The following is a 16,418-nucleotide window of genomic DNA, read 5'->3' on the forward strand; positions in this document are numbered from 1 at the left end:
AGCTGCCGAAAACAGTTGATGTGCTTTATAAATTCAACTTCAAGGACAACTATCATGCGTCCCATCCGTGTTTTGTTTCTGCTGTCGCTCGTCTCCGGCCTGTTTATTCCGCCTGCCAGCGCCGATACCCTGCTGCTCGAATCGGTACAGTCCACCCCGGATGTCAGCCGCCCGCAGCGCGGCATGACCATGGAGCAGGTGCTGCAGAACCGGGGAGAACCACAACGGCGTGTCGGCCCGGTCGGTGAACCGCCGATCAGCCACTGGGTGTACCCGGATTTCGTGGTGTACTTCGAAGGCAATTACGTGTTGCACTCGGTGGTACCGCACGGCAAATAACCCCCCACCGCCATTGCGAGCAATGACGTAGTATAGCCGGCATGAAAACAACAGAAATCCGACTACCCGCCGAGTGGGAACACCAGGCCGGCGTCATGCTGACCTGGCCGCATGCTGAAAGTGACTGGCGCGACCAGCTGGCGCAGGTTGAGCCGGTTTTTTTTCAGATTGCCAGCGAAATTGCCCGGCGTGAAACCCTGCTGGTGAACTGCTTCGACCGGCAAACTGCAGATCGCATCCAGGCCTGGCTGTCTGAACAGGGCATCCCCGAACAAAACCTGATAACCACTATCATTCCTTCAGACGATAGCTGGGCGAGGGATCATGGACCGCTGACCCGCCTGCGTAACGGAAACCCGGAATTGCTGGATTTTATCTTCAATGGCTGGGGTGACAAGTACCCGGCTGAACGCGACAATGCCATCACACGCCGACTGGCTGAAAACGGTATATTCGGGTGTACACCCGTTATTCACATCGAGCGGGTGCTCGAAGGCGGCAGTATCGACTGCGACGGCACAGGCACGCTGTTAACGACACGCCGCTGCCTGCTGCACCCACGCAGAAATCCCGCTATTGACGCCGATGAGATCGAGCAACGTCTGCGTGAATTACTGGGCATCCAGCGAGTACTGTGGCTGCAACACGGGGCACTGGAAGGTGACGATACCGACGGCCATATCGACATGCTGGCGCGTTTCGCCAGCCCGGCACATATCATCTACCAGCGATGCACGGAGCCCGGCTATTCTGCTGCTGCTTCACTACAGGCCATGGAGATCGAACTCGGGCAACTGCGTACAGTGGATGACGAACCTTTTCAACTGACTGCCCTGCCCTGGCCCTCGCCAAAGTTCAACGCGGCAGGACAAAGACTGCCCGCCAGTTACGCCAACTTCCTGCTCATCAATGGCGCCCTGTTACTGCCCACCTACGAGGATGCGCAGGACGACAGGGCCGCAGCGCTGTTGCAGCAGTGCTTTCCTGACCGCGAAATCCTGCCCGTTCCCTGCCTGCCCCTGATCCAGCAGTTCGGCAGCCTGCACTGTGTGACCCTGCAGTTTCCGTCAGGTGTTGAGTTCCGGCATGCAAACCCCGGATAATGCCGGTCAATGAAACACACAACCCTCAGCGTCGCCGCAGTGCAAATGGCCTGTTCAGCGGAGCGCGATGTCAACCTTCGACACATCGACGCGCAACTCGAAAAAGCCGCCGACGCCGGTGTGCAACTGGTACTGCTACAGGAACTGCACAACAGCCTGTACTTCTGCCAGACGGAAAACCCGGATAATTTCGATCTTGCGGAAACCCTCCCCGGCCCGACCACCGAGCACCTGTCCGAACAGGCTCGCCGACTGGGAATCGTTATCGTCGGGTCCGTGTTCGAACGCCGCAGCGCCGGCCTGTATCACAACACGGCCGTGGTACTGGACAGCGACGGCACGCTGGCCGGGCAATACCGCAAAATGCACATCCCCGATGATCCCGGTTACCACGAGAAGTTTTACTTCACCCCGGGTGATCGCGGTTTCCATCCTGTGGACACACGCCTGGGCAAACTCGGCATACTGGTCTGCTGGGACCAGTGGTACCCGGAAGCTGCCCGCCTGATGGCGCTCGACGGCGCAGACATACTGCTGTACCCGAGCGCAATCGGCTGGGACAGTCGCGATGACAACAGCGAACAACAGCGCCAGCTTGAGGCATGGATTACCGTACAAAGGGGCCATGCCATCAGCAATGGCCTGCCGCTCATTAGCTGTAACCGCACAGGACATGAAACCGACCCGGTGGAGCGCAGCAATGGCATTCAGTTCTGGGGCAACAGTTTTATCGCGGGTCCACAGGGCGAAATACTGGCGCGTGCATCAGCACAGGGCAATAGCCTGCTGATGGCTGACATCGACCTCGGACGCAGCGAACAGGTACGCCGTATCTGGCCGTTCCTGCGCGACCGCCGCATTGACGCCTACCACGACCTGACACGCCGTTTCAGGGACTGATACCACAAGGACAAAACCATGATCCTCATTCTGAAACCCAATACCGATACTGACAGCGAAGCCTTCCACAATCTGCAAACATTCCTCGAAAAACTGCCAGACATTCACTATCGCGTCCACCAGGAAACCGGTGCGCAACAACTACTCACCGAGGTTTACCTGGTCGGGGATACCGCCGCGTTGTCGATAGAAGACATGCAGAACCTGCCAGCTGTCGAACGCGTGGTACGGGTTTCCGAGGAGTACCGGGTACTGGGGCGCCACCGGGACGACCGGCGCCCGACCTGGTTCGAGTACAACGGTGTGCGTTTCGGGCAGGACACCCTGCACGTATTCGCCGGCCTGTGCGCCGTCAACACACCAGAGCATGTGGAAACCATGATGAAGGCCCTGCAGGCCCATGGCCAGGTGTGTACGCGCATGGGCGCCTACAAGCCTCGCACCAGCCCCTACTCCTTCCAGGGCCACGGCAAGGCCTGCCTGCCGTACGTGTTTGAACTCGCCGGCAAGTACGGAATCAAGGTGATCGCCATGGAAATCACCCACGAGGACCATGTTGATGAAATTGCCGAGGCGCTGGAGCAAACCGGTAATCCCACCGGGGTCATGCTGCAGATCGGCACACGTAATACCCAGAACTTTGAACTGCTGAAATCGGTCGGTCGCCAGCAACGTTTCCCGGTGCTGCTCAAACGCGGCTTCGGCATTACTCTGGAAGAGTCACTGAACGCGGCCGAGTACCTCGCCAGCGAAGGAAATCGCAACGTGGTATTCGCCCTGCGCGGCATGAAAACCAACATGGGCGACCCGCACCGCAATTTCGTCGACTTCGCCCATGTGCCGGTGGTAAAACGCCTGACGCGGATGCCAGTGTGCATCGACCCTTCCCACTCGGTCGGCACACGCGATATGGCGCCCGACGGTCTGCTGGACGTCATGCACGTTACCGCACAGGGTGTGATTGCAGGCGCCAACATGATCCTGGTGGATTTTCACCCCGACCCCGCCAGCGCGCTGGTGGACGGTCCGCAGGCGCTGACACTCGATGAACTGCCCTGGTATCTCGACGATGTACAGATAGCCCGGGAAGCCTACCTGAAGCGAGGGAAACGCGCAGCAAAAGCAGGGGAATAGACACAAAGGTTGCCGTCACGGTCGACTATACTCTTGGCCACAGACTGAACCGGAGGCCACCATGAGAATACTGCTGCTGGCAATCCTGCTGGGCTGCACCGCGCTCCAGGCCAACGAAAAGGCCGAGTTCGTACAGACCCCCTACACGGCACAGAGCGTTCTGTTCGATTTTTACTTCGACAGGCCCGAGAAGATCAACTCGGCGCTGTACTGGGTACGCTCACTGATGAATCCACTGCTGGATTCACCCTACGACTATGCCCCCGAAGACCTGCGCCTGATCGTACTGATCCACGGCACAGAAATCGTTACCGTGGCGAAGAAAAATTACACGAAGTACAAGGACGCCGTGGAGCGCATGCGCTACTACGCGGAACTGGGCGTGGAATTCCGTGTGTGCGGACTGGCCGCTGACGACTATGGCTACAGCATCGATGACTTCCAGGACTTCATCCGTCTGACACCGTCAGCGATGACGGAAATCGCACACTGGCAACTGCAGGGCTATGCCATCGTGACGCCGCAGATCATGGAAAAGACACTGTCGATCGAGGAAATCCGTTAGAGTCAGGGGTTTCTGATCAACGCTACCTGGCGCGCTTCAGGCTGTTGCGATCGAAGTCACGCTCCGTCAGACCTGTTTTGAATTTGTAATCCGACCAGGTCAGGCGTGTACTTTTGCCGGTCTGGTGGTTAATCATATACATGTCGTGGGCACGCCAGTAACGCCCCAGGTACTGCCTGTAATCATTGAATGTCAGTGTTTTCAGCAAACTGTTCTTGCGGTCGTAATAGTCAATCTTCCAGGGGCGGTATTCCTGCTTGTCGATCCACACCAGCTGGCGGGTATAACCGGAATATTTGTCAACCGGGTCACGCTCGATAACAAAACACTCCAGACCATCGTCACAGGGTTCGTCACGCAGGTACTTATAGGTATATTTCTCCACTTCCTGTGAAGACAGGTCCTCGTAGGCAAACTCGCTGCCCATGAACGGACCGGACTTGTTGCGCGAGGCAATACGCTTGACCCGCTTCAGCGCCGGCAGGTACAACCACTGGTCATCCGGCCCGCTCTTGTGGGTAAAGCTGAGAAACGCCGTGCCTTTCACATCCGCCGGGCTGTCGAAAATGGTCAGGCTCTTGTCTCCGTCATTTTCCACTTCCAGTGTTTTGACGCGGATATCACGGGTACTTTCGTCCCCCTGCCTGTTGCGCAGCACCATGCGCATCGATGCGGTGGAGTCATGGAAACCGCTATCGCGACGGTCTGCCTCGATTGCAATCTCCAGTCCCTTTTCTTCCGGCGTCTGCGCCGCAGCGTTAAGAGACAGACTCAGCAGAATCAGCAAGCACAGTTTTTTCATCACTTTCACCTTTATCCAGGGCCATCAGCAGGGTGGGTAACAACAGGAAATCGGCCAGCAAAGCCAGACCGATGGTAATCGCCGTCAGCAGCCCCATGCCGGCATTCAGTTCGAAGGGCGAATACACCAGCACCAGGAAGCCGGCCATCAGTACTGCCGAGGTCGTCCACAACGCCGTACCCACGGTATGAAAAGCGTAACGGACCGCATCCTCGGGTAACAGCCCTTCCTCACGGCGCGCGCGCAGGTATTTACTGAGGAAATGCACGGTATCGTCCACCACGATACCCAGCGTCATCCCCGTTACAATAGACAGCGCCAGGCCCACCTGGCCGACCAGCAAACCCCACAGGCCAAACGCCATGCCGGCAGGCACCAGGTTGGGAATGATACTGATCAACCCGATACGCACGGAGCCAAGGGCAAAAATCAGCACGAAGGAAATCAGCACCAGTGCCACTGTGGTACCGACCAGCATGCTTTTTATGTTGCGTTTACCGATATGCGAAAACATGACCGCAGGACTGGCGCCGTGTGCCTGCATATACTCCGGCGCATTGTCTTCCAGCCATTGCTGCGCCCGCGCCTCCAGCGCAATGGTCTGGTTGCTGGAAAGACTGCCCAGCGACACATCCAGTTTGGTCGCCGATTTGTCTACGTTGATCTGGTTATTCAGGTCGAGACCATAAGGCAACGACATCTCGTAGAGCAGCAGGTACTGCGCAGCCAGATTCCGCTGTTCGGGCAGACGATACCAGGCAGGATCATCAGCATGCAGATTCATGTTGAGTCGCTTCATGGTATCGGACAGGGTACTGACGTGCTTGACTTCCGGCTGCGCCCGGTACCAGTTGGCGAACTCATCCAGCTTGCGCAGGTAGGCCGGTTCACTGATGCCGCCCGGCTCACCCGCGCCCAGTGAGTAGGCAACACTGTATAACCCGGTCAGGTGTTGCGTCGTATAGTCGGTATCGACACGGAAAGGCACACGCTCATCAAAATATTTAACGAACTCATCGTTCAGTTCATTTCGTGGCACGAAGGATATCAACCCCACTACCAGCAGTGTCATCAACACCAGCACCTTGTTGCGGTGCGCTACAACCAGGTCTGCCAGCGCATCCATAAACGGCGCGTAACGCCCGGGGCCGGTTCTTCGACGTACAGGCAACAACAGCATCAATGCCGGCAGGAACGCCAGCGTGTAGACGAAAGATGCAACCACTCCGATGGCGACGACATTACCCAGATCGCGGAATGGTGGCGCATCCGAAAAATTCATCGACATAAACCCGATCGCCGTGGTCAGCGAGGTGACCATGATCGGCTGCAGATTAATACGCAGACTTTCCAGCAAGGCGTCTCGCTGTGAATCACCGCCACGCACTTTCTGCAGGAAGGTCACCAGGAAATGCACACTGTTTGCCACGGCCAGTGTCATGATCATGGTTGGCGCGCTCGCCAGTGGCGGCGTCACATTGATGCCCAGCCAGCCGGCTACACCCATGGCGGTAATGATCGACAGTATGATGACCAGCAATGTTACCAATGTGGCCACCACGGAACGCAGCAGCATCAGCAGCATCAGGACAATCACGCCGAACATAATGGGTACCAGCGTTGTCATGTCGCTGATCGCCATTTCGGAGAACGCGTTATTGAGAAATACCACGCCGGTCAGGTGGACTTCGAGGTGTGGGTACCGCGCCAGTAACTGATCGGCCAGATCACGGCTGAAAGACACAACTTCCGGCACTTCCTTTTCAGGGTGGATACCCGGCAACTGGACAATGACATTGACGCCTGTGGTACGGCTGTCCGGTGAGATCAGACGATTGAGCAGTAACGGTTCAGTCAGCGCAACATGGCGGACTTCTTCAAGCCTGGCTGCATCAAGGACATCGGTGTCCTGTACCAGGTCTTCGACAATCAGGTCATCGCCTTCCGCGTAGGTGTGCTGGAAATTGGTCACCGAGTCGACACGGATGGAATAGGGAATCTGCCAGGATGCCTCGGTCAACCAGCGAACAGCTTCCAGTGTCTTCGGGGTAAAAACATCCCCGTCCGCGGGTGAAATCGCAAACAGGACGTTGTCGGATTTTGTGTAGGTGTTCTGGAGTTCCTCGAAAGCCAGCAGTTGCGGATTATCCTTGCTGAAGAAAATCCGGTAATCGTTCGAGAACTCGAGCTGCCGCGCTCCCAGTGCTGCCAGAACCGCCAGTAACAGCGCTACCGGTAAAGCGATCCATCGCCAGCGAACCAGTTGGTTCGCAACTAACCTTGCCATATTAAATCCTTGTTATTGTTTCAGTTCGTTTTCAACGACAGGAGAAACTGTATCAAACCCCGGTTACAGGTTTTGAGGCGCTCCCTGCTCTGGGCGCTCTTTGCCAGTCCGATGCAGCCTTCCAGTGCAGCCATGATAAATGTTGCAATCTCGTCACAGTTACACGCCTGGCGAATCTGCCCCAGTTGCTGAGCCTTTACCAATGCATCACGGGTGGCACCCTGCCAGGCATCGAACACCCGATCCAGGCGCTGGCGGAACCCCTCGTCCAGTGGAGACATTTCCTGGGCGAGATTGTTCAGCGGGCAACCATACTGGATCATCTCGGGTGGCTTGTTATCCGGCAACTGCTCGATAACATCGATCAGCGTCTGCAGCGGATCGTCCGCACCCCGCAATGGCTGGATCCACGTAGCCTGTACAAGCTGCTGAATCACTTCATCGACAACCGCATAGCCAAGCGCCTGTTTATTCGGAAAATGATGATAAAGTGCGCCTTTTGTCAGCGAAGTCGCCGCCAGCACTTCATCAACGCGCATGCCCTGGAAACCATTACGATAGATCTCCATAAACGTGGCTTCAAGTATACGCTGGCGCGTCTGATCGGCGTTTCTTGGTGCCCTGGCTAAATTTCCTGCCTGTTGCATAACTCACCTTCCCTCCGCCGCTGGCTGTATTATTCGGGAACTTTGAGCGGAAAGCTATTGACAAACCATCTGGTCGGTACGTATTCTAGCAAGCAACCCTAATCCCGGCAAGGTTGTCCTGACAGCCACACCGGCAGGAGAATGCACCGTTATGACGGCATTAACACTGGGACTCAGCATCGGCGAGGCCATACCGGACCGCCGACTTTCCTCGAACGCGTATGCAGGCACCATGAAGCTGAAAGGCAAACCCGTACGTGTCGAGATCAGCGAAAGCGCAGCCCGGGCGCTTTCCGACCGGGACACCCCGTTACTGGTGGAACTCGAGTTATATTTCAGTTGCCTGGTGCGCAAGCAAATCCGCTTTACCGCCCTCCCCGCTGAAGAAACTGTCGAAAACGAGGATTTCACGCGTGTCATGCAAGGACTGTATGCGACTTTCCGCGCAGTGACTACCGCACACTGCCGGATGGATGAAACCGACGGCAAACCCCCGGTGGAAACCCTGCCGGTAAAGAAACCCGACCTGTTTGTCCCGGACTGGCTGAAACTGGATTTTCGCAGCGGCCGCTGGCTGGGTGAATACGGATTCAGGAACAACCTCTGACCCCTTAACCCATGATGGGAGGTTTACTATGACCACTGACGTAACGAATACTGAAATGGACCAATGGCTCGACAGGAAACTGGACGAATTACTACCGGCAAAACTCAAGAGCATCGATGAAACACGCACACCCTCCATGTCAATTATTGCAACCAAGGGCACGCTGGACTGGGCCTATCCGCCCTTTATCCTCGCCTCGACCTCTGCTGCACTGGGTTGGGACACGTCGATTTTCTTTACCTTCTACGGCCTGTTGCTGCTAAAAAAGGAACTGCCCTGTGAAGTCAGCCCTTTGGGCAACCCGGCCATGCCGATGAAAATGCCGTTTGGCCCCAAATGGTTCCAGAACATCAACTGGAATATGCCTAACCTGCTGATGGCCGGTATCCCCGGTTTCGAGAAGGTCGCTACCACGCTGATGAAAAAAACTTTCAAGAACAAGGGCGTTGCCACGGTTGAAGAACTGCGTGAACTCTGCCTCGAAGCTGATGTCAAAATGGTTGCCTGCCAGATGACAGTTGATGTATTCGGTTTCGACCAGAGCGAATTTATCCCGGAAGTGACGGACTATGTCGGCGCAACCTATTTCCTTCCGGTTGCAAAGGACTCAGACATCTGCCTGTTTATCTGAGCAAGGTTTCATAGTCCCGCCTTCGACCGGTGCCCAGCGCCGGTTTTTTTTGTCCGGTTATGCGAGAATAGCCGGCTTTGCCGTATACCAGATGCTTTATGTCACAGGCCGTCAGCCATACCACAGCGGATACCGGACAGGCAGATCCCTTCCAGCCACAACTGCCGGAGGCGCGCCAGCGCGTGCGCTGGTCACGGTTATATGGCGACAGCCTGCCGCTGATCCTCGCCGGGGCCGCGCAACAGCATGAAGGACTGCTGCTGGTTATTACCCCGGACAGCCAGACAGCAGAGCAGTTACAGTCGCAGCTGCGTTTCTTCTGTGATGACACGTCGCTGGACATCCTGTGTTTCCCGGACTGGGAAACCCTGCCCTATGACGCCTTTTCGCCGCACCAGGACATTATCTCCGAGCGCCTGGAAACCCTGTGCCGCCTGCCCACACTGAAACGCGGCGTGCTGCTGGTACCGGTTGCCACCCTGTTGCAACGGCTGCCGCCAAAAAGTTTTCTCGACCAGTACAGCCTGATGCTCGATCGTGGCGACACACTTGACCTGGACGCCATGCGCAAACGGCTTGAAACTGCAGGCTATCGCTGCGTGGAGCAGGTCATGGAACACGGTGAGTTTGCGGTGCGCGGTGCACTGCTGGACCTGTTTCCCATGGGTAGCGTAACGCCATTCCGTGTTGATCTGTTTGATGACGAAATTGAATCCATCCGTACCTTTGACCCGGAGACCCAACGTTCCATTGACAAGGTCGAGCAGATACGCCTGTTGCCGGCGCGTGAATTCCCCGTCGACGAAGACGCCATCCGGCGTTTCAGGCAGAACTGGCGCGACCTGTTTGAAGGAGACCCGCAGCGCGCACTGATCTACCGCGACGTCAGCAACCATGTTATTCCCGGTGGCATCGAGTACTACCTGCCCTTGTTTGTAAAGGAAACAGCCACGCTGTTCGATTACCTGCCCGGTGACTGCTGCCTGGTGGAAAGTGAAGATGCACGCAATGCGATTGTTGATTTCCGCCAGGAAATCGAGGAACGCTACGCATCCCTGCGCCACGACATTGAGCGTCCACTGCTGCCACCGGACCGGCTCTACCTGTCGGAAGACGAAATGCATCGAGCGCTGGACAACAGCGCGCGTATCGAGCTGCAACGCGCCGAGGCGCTGGACATGCAGCGTGATGCAACCAACTACGCCACGCGTGCGCTGCCCGATCTGCAGATCAAGGCACGCGCGGAACGTCCGGCAGCTGCAGTACAGGATTTCATCGCCGGCTTCCCGGGCCGTGTGCTGATCTGTGCCGAGTCGGCCGGTCGGCGCGAAACCCTGCAGGGACAATTGCGTGAGTTTGGACTGCGCGCGCGCACCGTGCAGGGCTGGCATGCGTTTCTGAACAGTGATATTGCTCTCGGTATCACTGTCGCACCACTCGAACAGGGCGCCTGGCTGGTCAGTGACACCCCGGTCGTTCTGATCACCGAGGCCCGTCTGTTTGGAGAACGCGCCCTGCAACAGCAGCAGCGCCGCAAACCGAAACGCGATGCCGAAGCCATTGTCCGTAACCTCACCGATCTGCACATCGGTGCACCGGTGGTGCACGAGGACCACGGTGTCGGCCGCTATATCGGCCTGCAGAAACTGACCGTGGGCGGACGCGAGTCTGAATTCCTCACACTCGAATATGCCGGTAACGACAAACTCTATGTGCCGGTTGCCTCGCTGCACCTGATCAGCCGCTACACCGGCTCCAGCCCCGACAGCGCACCGCTGCATCGCCTCGGCAGCGACCAGTGGGAAAAGGCCCGCAAACGCGCCGCACAACGGGTCCGTGATGTCGCCGCCGAACTGCTCGACATCTACGCACGCCGCGCCGCGCGCCAGGGCTACACCTTCCCGTTTGACGCCGACGAGTACCACGCCTTCGCCAGCACCTTCCCGTTCGAGGAAACCCCTGACCAGGCGAGCGCCATCGAGGCGGTGATCGCGGACATGACCGGCCCGCAACCGATGGACCGGGTGGTATGCGGCGATGTGGGCTTCGGCAAGACCGAAGTCGCCATGCGCGCCGCGTTTGTCGCCGCACAGGCCGGCCGCCAGGTGGCGGTACTGGTGCCGACCACCCTGCTCGCCCAGCAGCACTACCAGAACTTTGCCGATCGCTTCGCCGACTGGCCGATCCAGGTCGACGTGCTGTCACGCTTTCGCGGCAAAAAACAGCAGGATGACATCCTGCAGCGATTTGCCGACGGCACACTGGACATATTGATCGGTACGCACAAGATCCTGCAGAGTGACGTCAAGCCAAAAAACCTCGGGCTGGTGATTATCGACGAGGAGCACCGATTCGGTGTGCGGCAGAAGGAAAAACTCAAGGCACTGCGCACCGAGGTCGATCTGCTCACGCTGACGGCCACACCAATACCGCGCACGCTGAACATGTCATTGTCCGGGCTGCGCGACCTGTCCATCATCGCCACACCACCGGTACAACGCCTGACCATCAAGACCTTCATTACCGAGTGGAACAAGGCCACCATTCGCGAAGCCTGCCTGCGTGAAATCAAACGTGGTGGCCAGGTCTACTTCCTGCACAACGAAGTCGACAACATTGAAACCATCGCCCGTGAACTGCGCGAACTGATTCCCGAAGCCACACTGGAAATCGGTCACGGCCAGATGCGTGAGCGCGAACTGGAACAGGTGATGCTGGATTTCTACCACCGCCGTTTCAACATCCTGCTGTGCACCACCATTATTGAAAGCGGCATCGATGTGCCGAGCGCCAACACGATCCTGATCAACCGTGCTGACAAGCTGGGGCTTGCCCAGTTGCACCAGTTGCGCGGCCGGGTCGGGCGCTCCCATCACCGCGCCTACGCCTATATGATCGTGCCACCACGCAAGGCCATGAGCGATGATGCCATCAAACGCATCGAGGCCATCGAGTCGCTGGAAGACCTCGGCTCCGGCTTCACCCTGGCCACCCACGACCTGGAAATCCGCGGTGCCGGCGAACTGCTGGGCGACGACCAGAGCGGCCAGATCCATGAAATTGGCTTCAGCCTGTACACCGAACTGCTGGAACGCGCCGTGAGCGCATTGAAGGCCGGCCGCCAGCCGGAACTGGAGCGCCCGCTCAACCACGGACCGGAAGTCGACCTGCACCTGCCGGCACTGATTCCCGACGATTACCTGCACGATGTACACGGCCGCCTGATTCTCTATAAACGCATTGCCAGCGCGGCCAACGAAGATGAATTGCGTGAGTTGCAGGTGGAAATGATCGACCGCTTCGGCCTGTTGCCGGAGCCGGTCAAACTGCTGTTCGAAGTGACCCGCCTGAAACTGAAAGCCGCGCCGCTGGGTATCAGCAAGATCGATGCGGGTGAAGAAAGCGGCAGGTTATTGTTTGGACCGGAACCGAACGTGGACCCGACCACGATTATTCAGCTCATCCAGACAGAACCGCAACACTACCGGCTCGATGGTTCTGACGTGATACGCTTCTACGCCGACATGGATGACGCCGAAACACGCCTGCACACAGTGGGGACATTACTGGAAAGGTTGAGCACGCGCCCGGCTTAGGGCAGGATGAGCCATGATGAATCACCTCCGAACAACCGTCTATGCCCTGCTGTTGTTTATCAGTGCGACACCCCCCGGTTATGCTGAAGAAGCAGCGCGCCAGTTCGATATCGAATTACTGATCTTCCAGAACCTCAGCGCGGATGACGGTGGTGAGGTGTGGCCCATCGACTACTCGGAATTGTTCGAGGAAGATACTGCCGGACCCGCCGAAATGGCGTCCATCACAACGCCCGGCACAGAAACAGGCTCAACCGGGCCGGAATGGCTCAGCGCTGAAAACCTCCACCTGCAAGCCGAACAGGCAGCACTTGAACGTTCCGGCAATTACCGGCCGCTGCGTCACATCGCCTGGCGCCAGACCGTTGTTGACCGTATCCGTGCCCGACCCATCGACATACCGTCACTCGATAAGCAGAACCCTGTGAGACTTGAAGGAACCGTACGCGTCGCCGTCGAACGCTACCTGCACCTCTACCTCGACCTGAGGCTGGTTGATACGACACTGGCCGTTGAAACAGAATTCCTCGATTTCGAATTACCGGAATTCCGCATGCAGCAAAAACGTCGTATGCGCAGCAAGGAACTGCATTATTTCGATCATCCGAAGTTTGGCGTGATTGCACTGATTACGCCCTATACGCCGCCTGCGGTACCGGTCGAAACTGTCTCCCCGCCCAGCGTCGACAATCTGCCTGCAACAGATTCCGTGCAATAAAAAACCGGGCCGAAGCCCGGTTTCAGGAAGCCGGCCAGACGCCGGATCCGTGTGAGACATTGTTACGCTGCCTGGTGTTCTTCCTTGGCCTTGCGGGCAGCCTTGGCTTCTTCAGCACTATAGGCTTTTCCGGACCACAGCATCTCGTAGGCAATTTCCTCGTTGCCATTCTCGCACAGCTCCAGCACCTTCTTGAACAATGGCTGGAAGGTCTCGCTGCGGTGTGAGGCCTCGTGATCTTCAAAGCTCTTCCAGAAGGTCACAATCAGCGCCTCCTTGCCCTTCAGTTCACTTTCAACGGCCTGTCCCACGGTCGATCCTTCATTGGATACATCGCCCTTGTTCAGGCACACGAACCCACCGACAAAACCGGTATCGGAATGATAGGTCTTTACGTTTTCACACAGGTAGGCGACACGCTCCTGAAGATCATCGACTGTGTAACCGTCTTTAAGAATGACGCGGTTCACTGTTACCACACCATCTGCTGGAAACCCTGGAATCAATCCACTCATTGTCATCACCTCCCGTCAAGGCTTATTAGGAACCACTAATATAGTAGCAACGCGGCAATTAATCAAGCTTGTTGACCCATAATTATTACTTTTAATTTATTTTTTCCTTATTTTTTAATGTATTAATTAGCTTTTATGCTCTGTTTTCTGTGTTTATCCTGGTGACAGCAGTCAATATCACGCTGATTTTCAGCATAGCGGTGGCCAGCGTGGCGTCGATTTCCGCCATGCTGATTTTCCCCTCACCGCGCCCGGCGGCACGATTGGCGACAACGGCACAAGCGGCGTAACAAAGCCCCAGTTCACGCGCAAGGGCGGCTTCCGGCATACCGGTCATGCCTACCAGCGTGCAGCCATCGCGCTGCATGCGGTCAATTTCAGCCGCTGTTTCCAGCCTTGGACCCTGAGTTGCACCATACACACCGCCATCGACAACCGGTATTGCACATTGCTGCGCAGCAGCCAGCAGCCTGTTGCGCAGGGTTTCACAATAGGGATCGGTAAAATCGATATGCGTCACCGGTTCGGGGTCATCCTCAAAAAAGCTGTGCTGTCGTCCCCAGGTGTAATCAATGATCTGTTTCGGGACTGCAATCACGCCGGGTACCATATCGTCACTGATGCCCCCTACAGCCGCCACCGCAATCACCTCATCAACACCCGCCTCGTGCAAAGCGAACAGATTGGCGCGGTAATTCACCCGGTGCGGGGGAATCGAATGCCTCTCCCCGTGACGGGCAAGAAAAACAATATCGACGCCCTCGATCTGCCCATGCAGCAAGTGAGACGAGGGTTCTCCAAACGGTGTGTCGCGTGTCTCGCGGCGGGTATTCGTCAGACCTTCAAGCTGCGCCAGCCCGGTTCCGCCGATAATGCCCAGTGTCGTCACCTGTCCCCTCCCTTATGCCGTCCCGGCTACCGCATAGATCGCAGGCAGGTTGCGCCAGTAGCCGTGGTAATCCATGCCACAACCGAACACATACCGATCCTCAACTTCCAGGCCGACAAAATCCGCCTTCAGCCCGGCTGCCTTGCGACTGTGCCGTTTCTCTACCAGTACAGCACTGTAAACCGCCTCCACACCCTGCTCGCGGCAATACGCCAGGATAGCCGCCAGCGTCACGCCTTCATCGAGAATGTCATCAACGACCAGCACGCTACGCCCCTTCAGGTCGTGCTGCGGACGGGCCAGCCAGTTCAAGGTGCGTCCCCCCTGCGTTGTGCCTCGATAACGGGTGGCATGCAGGTAATCCAGCTGTACGGGGAAGTCCAGCCGGGTAAACAATTCTGCGGCCGGGACCAGGCCACCACTCATCACACACAGCAGGACCGGGTTGGTCTCCCGCAGTACGCCTGTGATCTCCATCGCCATGCGCGCGTATGCCGCATCGACGGCTTCACGGTCAAACATCAGGTCTGCATGACGACGCACCGCCTCGATTTCGGCAAGCGTCATTTCATGGCCCCCGGTGGCAATGGCGACTCCAGTTTCAATCCGTCCGGCACATGCACCGTGGAAGTGGGGAAGGCAATCTGGGCACCGTGTTCACGGATAATCTGTTCAATCTTCAGCAATACATCCTGCTTGACCGCCTGGTACTTCACCCAGTTGGTGGTATGCGTAAAGGTGTAGACAAAGAAATCCAGTGACGACGGTGCAAAGGCCTCGAAATTCACCATCAGGGTCTGGCTGTCATCGATCTCGGGGTGCTGGCGAAGCATGGTTTCAATTGCCTTGAGAATCCCGGCGACCTTTTCGGCATCGTCATAGCGCAGCCCGATGGTTTCATAGATGCGCCGGTGGGTCATGCGCGAGGGATTCTCGACGGCGATGCTGGCAAACATGGAGTTCGGTACATAGATAGGCCGTTTGGCGAATGAGCGGATGGTTGTCAACCGCCAGCCAATGTGTTCCACCGTGCCCTCGATTTCGCGATCCGGCGAGCGAATCCAGTCTCCGATCAGGAACGGACGGTCGAGGTAGATCATCAGCCCGCCAAAAAAGTTGGCCAGCAGATCCTTGGCGGCAAAACCGACGGCGATACCACCGATGCCACCAAACGCCAGCACGCCGGATACGCTGAACCCCAGTGTTTGCAGGATAACCAGCGACGCGGTGATGATAACGGACAGGCGCACCAGCTTTGCAATCGCATCGGCCGTGGTACGGTCATAGGGTTCACCGCTGACAAGTCCACGCTCGATGACAGTTTCCTGCAAGCGGGCGGTGAGTCGCACCAGGAACCAGGCCACCGCCACAATGACACCGACCTGGCGTATCGGCCCGACGGCGTTGAAGATGGCCGACCCGGATTCAGTGCGCACAATGTCAGCGGCGAAGGTAATGCCGACCACCCAGATCAACAGCGTCAGCGGCCGTGCCGCTGCCTGCAATACATCATCGTCCCAGGGGTTACGCGTGGTCGTGAAGCGTTGATGGAGGCGCTTCATCAGACGCCGTTTGACAAGGTCCGCCAGCATGGCAATAAACACCACGGCAAAAACCTGCACGACCCAGGTGTTGGCGCCGGTCCACTCGGAAAGGGTTGCGATAATCTGTTTTTCCATTATTAC

General features: G+C 57.2%; 16 protein-coding genes. 9 read left to right on the forward strand and 7 right to left on the reverse strand.

Going from position 1 to position 16,418, the window contains the following annotated elements; genetic code table 11:
* Positions 1 to 54 precede the first annotated feature (54 nt).
* The 5 genes from ACW81B_RS03745 (at position 55) to ACW81B_RS03765 (ending at position 4,041) form a co-directional block, all read left to right on the forward strand.
* Entirely contained in the window at positions 55 to 339 is a 285-nt protein-coding gene (locus ACW81B_RS03745; protein WP_491578870.1) for a hypothetical protein, read from the forward strand.
* Between the two features lie 41 nt (positions 340 to 380).
* Positions 381 to 1,442 (forward strand): agmatine deiminase family protein, encoded by a 1,062-nt coding sequence (locus ACW81B_RS03750; protein ID WP_491578871.1) that lies wholly within the window; start codon positions 381 to 383, stop codon positions 1,440 to 1,442.
* A gap of 9 nt (positions 1,443 to 1,451) precedes the next feature.
* On the forward strand, positions 1,452 to 2,342 hold the full coding sequence (locus ACW81B_RS03755) for a carbon-nitrogen hydrolase (protein ID WP_491578872.1): 891 nt from the start codon (positions 1,452 to 1,454) through the stop codon (positions 2,340 to 2,342).
* A gap of 18 nt (positions 2,343 to 2,360) precedes the next feature.
* Positions 2,361 to 3,476, forward strand: a complete 1,116-nt coding sequence (locus tag ACW81B_RS03760; protein WP_491578873.1) for a 3-deoxy-7-phosphoheptulonate synthase — start codon at positions 2,361 to 2,363, stop codon at positions 3,474 to 3,476.
* Between the two features lie 61 nt (positions 3,477 to 3,537).
* Entirely contained in the window at positions 3,538 to 4,041 is a 504-nt protein-coding gene (locus ACW81B_RS03765) for a DsrE family protein (protein WP_491578874.1), read from the forward strand.
* A 22-nt stretch (positions 4,042 to 4,063) separates the two neighbouring features.
* On the opposite strand, the gene ACW81B_RS03770 is transcribed toward ACW81B_RS03765, so the two are convergent.
* The 3 genes from ACW81B_RS03770 to ACW81B_RS03780 are packed head-to-tail and all read right to left on the reverse strand — an operon-like array spanning position 4,064 to position 7,777.
* Positions 4,064 to 4,843 carry an outer membrane lipoprotein-sorting protein gene (locus ACW81B_RS03770; RefSeq protein ID WP_491578875.1) on the reverse strand — a complete coding sequence of 260 codons (780 nt, stop codon included), beginning with the start codon at positions 4,841 to 4,843 and terminating at the stop codon, positions 4,064 to 4,066.
* Complete coding sequence (locus ACW81B_RS03775) at positions 4,800 to 7,130, reverse strand: efflux RND transporter permease subunit (protein WP_491578876.1); 2,331 nt, start codon at positions 7,128 to 7,130, stop codon at positions 4,800 to 4,802. The genes ACW81B_RS03770 and ACW81B_RS03775 overlap by 44 nt, the downstream gene beginning before the upstream one ends.
* Before the next feature lie 20 nt (positions 7,131 to 7,150).
* The gene (locus tag ACW81B_RS03780; RefSeq protein ID WP_491578877.1) at positions 7,151 to 7,777 is read right to left on the reverse strand and encodes a TetR/AcrR family transcriptional regulator; all 627 of its coding nucleotides are present in this window, start codon (positions 7,775 to 7,777) and stop codon (positions 7,151 to 7,153) included.
* Positions 7,778 to 7,928: 151 nt separating this feature from the next.
* Here ACW81B_RS03780 and ACW81B_RS03785 point away from each other — a divergent pair, with 151 nt between their 5' ends.
* The 4 genes from ACW81B_RS03785 (at position 7,929) to ACW81B_RS03800 (ending at position 13,329) form a co-directional block, all read left to right on the forward strand.
* The gene (locus tag ACW81B_RS03785; protein ID WP_491578878.1) at positions 7,929 to 8,384 is read left to right on the forward strand and encodes a hypothetical protein; all 456 of its coding nucleotides are present in this window, start codon (positions 7,929 to 7,931) and stop codon (positions 8,382 to 8,384) included.
* Positions 8,385 to 8,520: 136 nt separating this feature from the next.
* Positions 8,521 to 9,015 (forward strand): sulfur carrier protein DsrE2, encoded by a 495-nt coding sequence (gene dsrE2 / locus ACW81B_RS03790; protein WP_491578909.1) that lies wholly within the window; start codon positions 8,521 to 8,523, stop codon positions 9,013 to 9,015.
* A gap of 98 nt (positions 9,016 to 9,113) precedes the next feature.
* Positions 9,114 to 12,611: a transcription-repair coupling factor gene (gene mfd / locus ACW81B_RS03795; protein WP_491578879.1), complete on the forward strand. Its 3,498-nt coding sequence runs from the start codon at positions 9,114 to 9,116 to the stop codon at positions 12,609 to 12,611.
* Between the two features lie 13 nt (positions 12,612 to 12,624).
* A complete protein-coding gene (locus tag ACW81B_RS03800; protein WP_491578880.1) occupies positions 12,625 to 13,329 on the forward strand; it encodes a CsiV family protein in 705 nt (234 codons plus the stop codon).
* Positions 13,330 to 13,391: 62 nt separating this feature from the next.
* On the opposite strand, the gene ACW81B_RS03805 is transcribed toward ACW81B_RS03800, so the two are convergent.
* From ACW81B_RS03805 to ACW81B_RS03820, 4 genes are all read right to left on the reverse strand, one after another.
* Positions 13,392 to 13,844 (reverse strand): ligand-binding protein SH3, encoded by a 453-nt coding sequence (locus ACW81B_RS03805; protein ID WP_491578881.1) that lies wholly within the window; start codon positions 13,842 to 13,844, stop codon positions 13,392 to 13,394.
* A 133-nt stretch (positions 13,845 to 13,977) separates the two neighbouring features.
* Positions 13,978 to 14,733, reverse strand: coding sequence for an S-methyl-5'-thioinosine phosphorylase (locus tag ACW81B_RS03810; protein ID WP_491578882.1), 756 nt, complete (start codon positions 14,731 to 14,733; stop codon positions 13,978 to 13,980).
* A 12-nt stretch (positions 14,734 to 14,745) separates the two neighbouring features.
* Positions 14,746 to 15,300, reverse strand: a complete 555-nt coding sequence (locus tag ACW81B_RS03815) for a hypoxanthine-guanine phosphoribosyltransferase (RefSeq protein WP_491578883.1) — start codon at positions 15,298 to 15,300, stop codon at positions 14,746 to 14,748.
* Positions 15,297 to 16,412, reverse strand: coding sequence for a mechanosensitive ion channel family protein (locus ACW81B_RS03820; protein WP_491578884.1), 1,116 nt, complete (start codon positions 16,410 to 16,412; stop codon positions 15,297 to 15,299). Before ACW81B_RS03820 ends, ACW81B_RS03815 begins: the two co-directional genes overlap by 4 nt.
* Positions 16,413 to 16,418: the final 6 nt, after the last annotated feature.

The organism is Thiogranum sp., from assembly GCF_058323355.1.